The sequence below is a fragment of the Pseudolactococcus piscium genome, assembly GCF_002441695.1.
Taxonomy (GTDB): Bacteria; Bacillota; Bacilli; order Lactobacillales; family Streptococcaceae; genus Pseudolactococcus; species Pseudolactococcus piscium.
In genome coordinates this window covers 1-10,580 of the sequence record NZ_JXJW01000030.1, presented here as the reverse complement: position 1 = coordinate 10,580, position 10,580 = coordinate 1, and the positions used below count along the sequence as shown (strand labels likewise).

General features: G+C 38.5%; 8 protein-coding genes and 2 pseudogenes. All 10 read left to right on the top strand.

Annotated features, from left to right (window positions below; translation table 11 throughout):
- Window positions 1-239 precede the first annotated feature (239 nt).
- Window positions 240-1,195 (top strand): annotated as a pseudogene (locus tag RU86_RS11125) (IS3 family transposase); the annotation flags it as partial.
- 461 nt (window positions 1,196-1,656) lie between these two features.
- Entirely contained in the window at window positions 1,657-3,432 is a 1,776-nt protein-coding gene (locus RU86_RS11120) for a DUF262 domain-containing protein (RefSeq protein ID WP_096815363.1), read from the top strand.
- A 30-nt stretch (window positions 3,433-3,462) separates the two neighbouring features.
- Window positions 3,463-4,110, top strand: coding sequence for a BAR domain-containing protein (locus RU86_RS11115; RefSeq protein WP_096815362.1), 648 nt, complete (start codon window positions 3,463-3,465; stop codon window positions 4,108-4,110).
- Window positions 4,111-4,354: 244 nt separating this feature from the next.
- Window positions 4,355-4,789: a hypothetical protein gene (locus tag RU86_RS11110; RefSeq protein WP_096815361.1), complete on the top strand. Its 435-nt coding sequence runs from the start codon at window positions 4,355-4,357 to the stop codon at window positions 4,787-4,789.
- Window positions 4,790-4,831: 42 nt separating this feature from the next.
- Window positions 4,832-5,599, top strand: a pseudogene (locus RU86_RS11105) (phage portal protein); the annotation flags it as partial.
- A 17-nt stretch (window positions 5,600-5,616) separates the two neighbouring features.
- Window positions 5,617-5,772 carry an SHOCT domain-containing protein gene (locus RU86_RS12520; RefSeq protein WP_373711012.1) on the top strand — a complete coding sequence of 52 codons (156 nt, stop codon included), beginning with the start codon at window positions 5,617-5,619 and terminating at the stop codon, window positions 5,770-5,772.
- 57 nt (window positions 5,773-5,829) lie between these two features.
- Window positions 5,830-7,047 carry a recombinase family protein gene (locus RU86_RS11100; protein ID WP_245810520.1) on the top strand — a complete coding sequence of 406 codons (1,218 nt, stop codon included), beginning with the start codon at window positions 5,830-5,832 and terminating at the stop codon, window positions 7,045-7,047.
- A gap of 1 nt (window position 7,048) precedes the next feature.
- Window positions 7,049-8,059, top strand: coding sequence for a recombinase family protein (locus tag RU86_RS11095; RefSeq protein WP_096815360.1), 1,011 nt, complete (start codon window positions 7,049-7,051; stop codon window positions 8,057-8,059).
- Window positions 8,060-8,191: 132 nt separating this feature from the next.
- Entirely contained in the window at window positions 8,192-9,028 is an 837-nt protein-coding gene (locus RU86_RS11090; protein WP_096815364.1) for a GIY-YIG nuclease family protein, read from the top strand.
- A gap of 39 nt (window positions 9,029-9,067) precedes the next feature.
- Window positions 9,068-10,102, top strand: coding sequence for a hypothetical protein (locus RU86_RS11085; protein WP_096815359.1), 1,035 nt, complete (start codon window positions 9,068-9,070; stop codon window positions 10,100-10,102).
- The last annotated feature ends 478 nt before the right edge of the window (window positions 10,103-10,580 follow it).

The following is a 10,580-nucleotide window of genomic DNA, read 5'->3' as shown; positions in this document are numbered from 1 at the left end:
TAATTGGTAGTTATTAGAGGTGCCCTTTATAATGTATGAAGGTACTGGGAATTGGACGGTTTATGGATAGCAAATTTAATGAATAAAAATAACTAGTAATTTTTTTGAACAGTACTTTTATACTGAACCTAGACTTATATATTCTACCAGAGCTAAATGTAAGAAGGCACTACGTAATCAATGATGTTATCCTTAAATCTTAGAGTCACTATTGTATAATTTAGACAAAGGACAAAAACATGCAAAAACGCTACTCACAAGAATTTAAAGAAAACCTTATCGACTTCTATCATTCTGGGCAGTCCGTCACCCAGCTGTCTAAAGAATACGACGTGGCCCCTGCAACAATTTATAAATGGATAGACCTCTACTCTAAATCTAATGAAAGCTTCGTCTCTAAAGCTGATTTTCTAGAATTAAAAAGACAACTGGCTAAAGTTAAGGAAGAACGAGACATCTTAAAAAAAGTATTGACCATATTCGCCGAGAAAAAGAAGTGAGTGCTGCGGATATGGCTCAAACCATACAAACTTTAGCACTCAATGTCAGACTAATCTGTCAACTCCTTGATGTTCCTGAATCAAGTTATTATGAACGGATTAACCGACATCCATCTAAAACTCAATTAAGGAGACAATACCTGTCACTCAAAATTTCTCAACTCTTCAATGCTAACCGAGGAATCTATGGTGCTCCTAAAATTCATCATCTTCTATTTAAACAAGGGGAAAAACTGGTACAGAAGCTAATGAAGCAACTTCAACTCAAGTCTGTAGTCATTAAGAAATTTAAGCCTGGATACTCACTAAGTGATCACATCAATCGAAAAAATCTCATACAGACTGAACCTACAAAGAAAAATAAGGTTTGGTCAACCGACATTACTTATATTCCTACTCAACAAGGATGGGCTTATCTCTCAACCATTATGGATCGTTATACTAAAAAAGTCATTGCTTGGGATTTGGGCAAGCGAATGACTATAGAATTAGTGCAAAGAACTTTAAATAAGGCCATTAAATCACAAGACTATCCAGAAGCTGTTATTCTTCATTCTGACCAAGGAAGCCAGTATACGAGTCTAGAGTATGAAGAGTTGCTTAAGTATTATGGGATGACTCACTCTTTCAGTCGAAGGGGATACCCTTATCATAATGCCAGTCTTGAATCTTGGCATGGACATTTAAAAAGAGAGTAGGTGTATCAATTTAAATATAAGAACTTTGAAGAAGCCTATCAGAGTATAGCATTCAGGTATCGAGGGAGAAAGCAGTGGTACGGTTCAAGGATGGTACTGAGGTGGAAGGGTAGCCGATTTCGCAAAATATACTTACAGTATCTTTTAGTCTTATTCCTTGAAAACCACAAGGAATAAGACTAAACCTAACAAGTAAAAAACATTTTGAGGAGGCAACATCATGAACAAATGTGCAGTTGTAGACAACTTTGGGAATGTTATCTTTGATAACTTGACGAAGCAGGCGGCTGAAATGCATGCGCAAGGCCATCCAAATTGGACGGTAGTGTTTAAAGGTTGATTTCAACACATCCATGATAAGGTCTCAGTTAACCTCTGAGGCCTTATTAAGTTATCAACGAAAGAAAACGTTCTTATGTTATAATATATCTAACAACTTTGAAAGGGGAGTTACGCTGATGATAAGAAATGATATCCAACCCGACTTACAAACGATTGAGCAATATTTTAATCGTAAAGAATTTTATATTCCAAGTTACCAGCGTCCATATGCTTGGCAAGTTGCCCAATGTGAGCAGCTCATAGAAGATATCGAGACCCATCAAGAAAATTTCGACCAACAGAGCCAAGATAATTATTTTTTTGGTGCTATCTTGATTGCTCAAGAATCTGGAGAGGATCACGAAGTAACCCTTATTGATGGTCAACAACGCACAACCACCTTCATGCTTTTACTTAAAGCTCTCTTACTCAAGATAAATAAGGAGTCAGCTAAACTATCGGATGAAACGTTGGAAAACGCTAAATTGATCGAAAAGCTGAACAGACTCAAGAGTAGCATTATTTCGATGCTGTATAACTTAAATGAGGACAACTCTTTTTATTATCGAAAAGGCGATTATAAATTGCAGCCTACTGATATTAAGTACCTGAATGAATCTATTTCTGAGTTGTATGCAGCCGATATGGAGAAGATTCTAATTGGTGAGAGCTTTGAAGATATCGCTGGTTCAGTTACGCAAATATACAGACGTCAAAAAGACAATCGTTTTACTAACTTCTATAAGAATTTTCGATACTTCTGGAAATATTGTGATGAGCTAACGAATTTTCAAGTTGCTGAGTTTGCAGAGCATTTTATCAAATATTGTCAGGTTATCACCATCACGAGCTTCAATACCGATCAAGCAATAAACATCTTTAACTCATTAAATGGCACTGGTGTTCCACTAACACCAATTGAGGTAATCGTTTCCAAAGCAACTGCCAACGCAGCTGAGAGAAAAACTTTTGAATCCAATTGGCAAGCGATAGTAAATAAAACGGATCACTCATCACTGAATTTGAATTTATTGATGACGCATTATATTTTCGTCCAATTATCGCAACAACATGGGGCTATCACAAGGAATCCTGGGATTCGTGCATTCTTTGCTAAGAATAAAGAATTATTGAAGCATGATGTGGAATTTACAAATTCGTTGAATACAATTTTGGATAACTTAGGTGATTTTGAAAGAACTGAGTTAGGAAAGATTCTGAATCAGTTTAACAGTAACCTCAAACCATTTGTTTCAAGCTATTTATATTTTAGACCGATGAATCAAGAGTACCTGACTTACTTATTACGACTTGGAGCAATTCTTGAGTTAACCGATTTTGCCTACGCAAACCGTAATTTCAAAGGATTTTTGGAACGCATCAACTTGAAGTACAGTCAGGTTGATATAGTTAGTGATGAAGAACTAATTGAAGAAATAAAGAAACACATTTCTACGGCCTTTAATAAGGAAGACATCCTTCAGACTCTTATGGAAAGTGGCGTACCAAATTCTATTATTTTCTTGAATGAATATGTACATTGTAAGCAACATGATCAAGAGTTTAATATTTACGGTAACGTTGATATTGAACACGTGATGCCACAAAGTGGTCTGAATAGAGAAAATATCATGGCAGATGCAGGTTTCACTGAACCAGAAGAATTCCATGAATATGCTGAGAAACTTGGAAATAAGATACTACTTGAATCAGAAATCAATCGTGGTATTGGTGATGCTTGGTTTAGAACTAAAAAGGAAAATACTATCACAAGCCACCACGGTTTCATTGGTAGCCAATACAAAATAGCGCAAGCTTTAGTTGGTTACCATAAAGATACGTGGGTGAAAGACGATATCAAGATTGCCACTGAGAAAGCTGCACATAGAATTTCTGACTTCTTGTTCGAGTGATATCAAAGTATTTTATAAGGAGACAGGCATTTGGCAGATAACGAGTTTGAATACAAAGCAGTAGGTGTCAGATATACTAGATCTGAGAGTATCACATTTCAGGGGAAGCAGAATTGGATTGCCTACAAGAAAAAAGGCTATCAAATTAAAGATTGGGGTGGAGGCAGTGGGAACTGGATTGCCTACAAAAAAACCAAGATTGAATTAGAAATTGATGATGGTAATTGGGTTGATGTTACAAGTCTGGTAAGGGACTATTATCAAAGGCAGAAGATAACAAAATCACTCATAGATAAATTTGTACAGGATTTGGCTTCCAATAATGTGAACTATGAAATACTACTGAAAGCTCAGGGAAATCTTGAAAAGAAAAAACAAGATGATGAGAGAAATAAAATTGCGGCTGAAAAAGCTAAAAAGGATGCTCTGAATTACGAGTCCACTAAGCAAGCTTTGGAAAAGTTAGTGCTGAACATTGAAAATGTTCTTCCGCAAGTTAGTGCCGGTACGAAGGAGGAGCTGGGTCAGCTTATTGTTGAAATCAAAGGTAGTGAGGTTACAGCAGACAATTATTCGAACTATCATCGACTAGCCGTATCGCTTATCGTGAAGGAAAGAGAGAGGCTTACTTATCTTGTAATTCACTATTTAGACAAAACTATGTGTATAATAAAATGAATTTAAATTCGTAAATTTCTGGAAAGTTGGTATTCATATGGAAAAGAGATCCATTAGTGTAGATGTGTCGAGCGGAATCTATGGAGCAGGTTTTCTGTTCGCAGCAGGAATGCATTATGCCACCTATCATTCACTTCTATCAGCAATCATCCATGGTTTGTTGAGTTGGGCATATGTAGGTTATTGGATTGTAGATTTTTTAACAAAATAAGACTTTATGTCTTGCTGGAAGGAGGTTACCGAGGTGAACAATGATGAATATACGGTAGGATATGTTTTGAAAAAAATAGAGGATTCTGAACCGGATACCGAACATTCAAAAGTCATTTTTAAGTCTGAAGAGGGACTCGAAGATGATAACTTGAAATCTGGAAGACGGGACTGGATTATCCTGTCAGAGATATACGGGGATAGGTATGAAACGAAATCTCAGCTTTTCCATTTAAGAAATTACCTTCAATTCAAACTACATGATGGATTGGAAGAAACAGATAATTTCAAAAAGAAATGCTACCGTTATATTCGGAATGCCGCCCTAATTCTCTATATCCGAGAGGTTGTTTTCGGTGAAAAAAAGGAGGACTTACAACCACTTGTAAAAGAAATCGAGGAATATTATATAAACGGCGGGAAGATCAACACAGCGTACAAGATAGCAAAGAAAAGCATCTCAAACTGAGGTGCTTTTTTGGTACCCAAAAATCAGGAAAGGAAGTAACCGATGGGAATATTTAACAGACTATTTAAGTCGAGAGATAAACCAATGAACCAAACAATCAGCTCCCCCTACCGATTTATGTTTGGTGGGACAACGGCTGGTAAAGTCGTAACTGAACAAAGTTCAATGCAGATGGCGGCTGTCTATTCTTGTGTCCGCATCTTAGCCGAGGCGGTCGCAGGCTTGCCCCTACACTGTTACAAGTATCGTGATGGCGGTGGGAAAGAAAAGGCTGTCGACCATCCGCTTTACTTCTTGCTCCATGATGAGCCAAATAGCGAGATGACTTCATTCGTGTTTCGAGAAACGCTCATGACCCATTTATTGCTTTGGGGAAATGCTTATGCTCAAATCATCAGAAACGGCAAAGGTGAAGTGGTGGGATTGTATCCGCTAATGCCTGACAAAATGACGGTCAATCGCGACCAAAATAAAGAGATTTATTATCTTTATACGGTAGATTCTGGACCACAAGTTAGGCTTTCTAAGGCAGAAGTTCTTCATATTCCTGGGCTTGGATTTGATGGTTTGGTAGGATATTCGCCTATTGCCATGGCTAAGAATGCGATTGGTATGGCTATTGCCTGTGAGGAGTATGGAGCTAAGTTCTTTGCGAATGGTGCTAATCCCGGTGGTGTTCTTGAACATCCAGGAACATTGAAAGATCCAGTCCGCATCCGTGAAAGTTGGAACGCAACCTTTGGAGGGTCATCCAATGCCAGTAAAGTAGCCGTTCTCGAAGAAGGGATGAAGTACAGCCCCATATCGATTCGGAGGGGGTGACTGTGATGAATAATCATAACGAGATCCTTTTTGAATTAAGCATTCGTCAGGCTCAAAAGCTACTCGAAATGAGGCTAATCAGCAAAGATGAATTTAACAAAATGAAGGATTTTTTGATAGAGAAATATAAGCCGATAATCCCGTCATTATTAGGTTTATGACTTGATATAAATGGGGAAAAGAGTGATGTATGTAAGTGGGAAAGGAGGAATTAAACCATGAAGATAATACAAAAAATTGAACCCACAAAGCCCAAAATTAACAAGCGAAAACGTGCGGCAGCCTACGCTCGGGTCTCCGTTGATAAGGGGAGAACCATGCATTCACTCTCGGCTCAAGTCAGTTACTATTCAAACCTGATTCAGAAGAACCCTGAATGGGAATATTCGGGTGTTTACTCAGATGGTGGGATTTCAGGCACATCAACAGATGCTCGGTCAGAATTTCAAAGACTGATTAAAGATGCGGAAGACGGTAAGGTGGACATCATACTGACGAAGTCCATAAGCAGATTTGCTCGAAATACCGTAGACTTGCTTGAAACCGTCAGAAAGTTAAAAGCAATTGATGTCGAGGTGAGGTTCGAGAAGGAGAAGATAAATTCACTCAGCGGTGATGGAGAATTGATGCTTTCAATACTTGCCTCATTTGCTCAAGAAGAAAGTCGCAGTATCTCGAATAACATCAAATGGTCTATTCAGAAACGATTTAAGGAAGGCAGGATTAACGGGCGGTTTAATATCTATGGTTATCGCTGGGAAGGTCAAGACTTAGTGATTGAACCCAAAGAGGCAGAGGTTGTGCGGTTGATTTACGCAAACTACATGAGGGGATTATCGGCTGAATACACGACAAGGCAACTCAATAAGATGGGAGTAACGGCGATGAAGGGTGGACCATTTAAGGCAACATCCGTCCGAAAAATTTTAGTCAACATCACCTATACTGGAAATTTACTCCTTCAGAAGGAATATACTTCAGACCCTATCACCGGAAAGTCAAAGATGAATAAAGGTGAATTGCCCCAGTATTTCGTTGAAAATCATCACGAAGCCATTATCCCTATGCAAGAGTGGCAGTCAGTTCAAGATGAGAAGGCAAGGCGAAGAAAACTTGGAGCCCATGCCAATAGGTCGATAAAAACAACTTGTTTTACTTCAAAAATAAAATGCGGGAATTGTGGCAAAAGCTTTAGACGAAGCGGAAAGAGTCAAGGGAAGAATAAGGAAGTCTATTACATTTGGACCTGTCGGAATAAAAGCGAGAAGGGAGTTAAAGTTTGCGATGCCCGTAGTATTCCAGAGAAGATGCTTAAAAAGGCGTGTGCAACTGCACTTGGCCTAGAGGAGTTTGAGGAGCAAATCTTTACCGATAAAGTTGAACAAGTCATCCCGCTTGAAGGCGACAGTTCCATTCAAACGTTTCTTGGGTTATGACATGGGAGAAGATAGAAATCTGGTAATTAATCCAGAGCAAGCGAAAACAGTGAGGAGAATTTATGCGATGTTCCTAGAGGGGAAGTCGCCACATGCCATTTCTAAGATTCTGACAGATGAGCCTGAAACCTTAACTGTAATAGGAAAGCAGAAATGGAATCCATCTACCATTAAATCCATACTGACCAACGAGAAGTACAAGGGAGATGCCTTGTTGCAGAAGTCTTACACGGTGGACTTCCTGTCAAAGGAGAAGAAAGCCAACGAGGGTGAAATTCCTCAATACTACGTGAAGGGGAATCATGAAGCAATAATTCAACCCGAAGTATTCGATATGGTTCAAAATATGATGGCGTTACGAAAAACTGGCAAGAATCGAATTAGCACTGCCAATGTATTCAGTAGTAAGATTAGGTGTGGTGACTGCGGTGGTTGGTATGGCAGTAAGGTTTGGCATAGCAATACCAAATATCGGAGGCGAGTGTGGCGATGCAATCGCAAATATGAGAATGACGATAAGTGTCAAACACCGCATCTTACTGACGATGAGGTCAAAGAGCTATTTATAAAAGCTGCGAACCAGCTAATCGAGATTAAGGACGAGATTATCAGGAATTTTGAGGAGGCTAAGGAGTTTTTATTCGGGACTGCTGAACTTTCCAAAGAGCAAGAAGAACTTGAAAGTAACCTTAATCAGTTGGCAGATGAGATAAACGCACTCATAAATGAAAATGCCAGAATTGCCATAGACCAAGCTGAATATGAACGCAATTATAATTCCTTAGTCAAACAATTTGATGAAACTGAAGATCGGTTAGGCGAAGTCAAAGAAGAAATATCCATGAGGCAAGGTAATCAGGAACAGGTGGAGATGTTCTTGAAAAATTTAGAAAAAACTGATTTGATTGATGAATTTGACGAGAGATTGTTTAATCGCTTAGTTGAAGTGATTGAAGTAGGACGTGAAAAAGTAACTGTGACTTTCAAGGACGGATCAGAAGTTACAATCTAATATCAAAAGTTGAGGCGGTTGGAGAAATCCAGCCGCCTTTTAAGTTGTTCACAACTTGCACACACAATTTGTGTTAAAATTAATGTGTATATGCGTTCGCATATTATTTCAGGTGATGGGTGGTGTCAAACGTTGAAACAGATTTTTATTTTCTCAGATAGTCAGAAAGATAGCATTTCCTACTTTGAACGTGAACCAGCAATTCTGGTTTCAATGAATCGTAGTGACTTGCCATACTTGAAGCAACAAGATTTTTCCGAATTTCCAGCCGTGTATGTTCTAATTGGTGGAAACAAACGTTATGTGGGGCAAGCAGCAGGACAAACTATTTCACAAAGACTGTCTCAGCATTTCTCGAAAGAAGATAAGGGCTGGGTAGAGTCAGTACTATTTTTTGCTCGTTCTGATGGGAAAATGTCGAAAGCTGATACGGACTATCTTGAAAAAAGGTTGATTCAAGATTTCAAGGAAAAGTCGGAATATGATTTGACTAATTCAACAGTGGGCAATACGTCCTATATCGATAAGTTGCAGAAAGCAAAATCGAATCAACTGTATGAAACGGTCTTTGAAATCATTGATGAGATTGCGAATATTGACTTGTTTGGAACATCAGAGGATACGAATTTGTCATCATCAATTATTAGTAACTCTGGACTATTCGAAATTGAATATGATGGTCATCAAGTAAAGAATAGCTCTGCTCGTGGTCTACTGATTGATTTTGTAAAAGCAATCATTGCCAGTGGAGACTATACAGATAAGATAGAAGAAATGATTGTTGATGATGAGCCAACCGCTGGGGTAATATTAGGGCGTAAGTTGTCTACCTACAATGGAAGGCCTAACTCGGCACAAGTGGCTGATGGTATTTGGGTTTATACCAATTTTTCAAGAAAAGATACAAAGCGTAAGATTGAGAAATTCGCTAATCAATTGGGGTTTAAGTACTCAATTAAGTGGAAATAAACAGTTCCGAAGGAATTTTTTTGTAGGTAGGGAAAAGCTATGGAAGAAAAAGAAGAAATAATTGTTAGACCTGATGCAGAGGTCTCAAAAAAAGAACAATTTGATTTGAGGAGGCGGCCTCTTCAGAGATATAAAGAAAAGAAGAAATCAAAGTTGGTTTCTGACTTGACCTCGCAACTTGCTAATGTTCCTCAGCTTATAGAGGCGGTTGGCAAGAGTCGTGAAAAAGTGGTGGATATCTCGAAAGAACTAGCCGAGAAAATTGCAAATGGAGAGCTAGTTTTCAGTAAAAAGGGAGCAACCGGAGAAGCCGTTGGAATACTAAGAGATGCAAAGACAGGGCAACTCTATACGCAATTGCCAATTAAAGAAATGCCACTTGAATTGGGGTCAACAATCGCTTCCGCAGGTTTAAGTCTTAAGATGCAAGAAATTTCGAATAAACTAGAAATTCTTGATGGAAAGATTAACAGGGTTAACAGAAATTTTGATTTAAACAGATATGCGGAGGTTCAATCATCAGAAGATAAGTTCAAGATGGCGATTCTTACGAAAGATCCTGATATGAAAAAGGCTTTATTGATTGAGTCATTGTCTCAAGCGACCGATGCGAGGAATTTATTGCTCAACCAGCTGTATGAAACTAAGGAACAGTTGAAGTTATCTCGTGACGAGAGCAATCCATTAAAGGATATGTTTGGAAAAAAAGCTGATGTAGAAGCACATTTGGCTCAAGCAGCACTTGATAATCTTGACTACATGAAGGACGCCTTTAGCTTCCAAATTGCAAGTTTAGCAGAGTTAGGAGAATATGATGCTCTCAATTACGCTGTTAGTGATTTCAGAGAACTGATCTTGAGTGATTTCTCGGGGGAAGATGCTTTATTTTTAGATGGTCATCTACCGCCAACTTCAACTAATCCTTTTACATATTTGTCGAAAAATGTTTTAGAATCATCAACTGAAATAATTGATTTTCTCGACAATAATGAGGAATTTCTTGAAGTGCATTTTTTACCTGAGACTATGAATTTTTATAAGGAGGAAGAGGAAAGTGGAGCAGAACATTTGTAAAGCGAAAGGATGTAATACAGAAATACCGTCAGGGGATAAATATTGTAGTTACCACAAAAACAAGAGAGCTGAACACAGAGGAACTATTATAAAGAGGGGAACTGCTTTGGCATTCAGCGTTGCCTTGGCTGTATTAACTAAGGGGAAAATTAAGCCCAAAGCATAAAAAGGAAAGCGCCTTGCTACAACATCTTGGCGTTTCTTGCATACATTTTATCGAGTAAGAAGGGTGATGGTGAGGTAAAGCCAAAACTGTCATGTTATACTCTGAAACTTTGCCTTTGAACCCTGAGATTTTGCCTTGATACTCTGAAATTTTGGGTCAGGGAAAATCTCAGAGTATCAAAGACAACGTCTAAATAGATCCTGCGATGGGATCAGGTTCTTTGATGCTTAATATCCGTCGCTATCTCATCAATCCAAATCAAGTGCACTATCATGCACAAGAGTTAAGGGCACCTCTAAAAACGTATGAAAA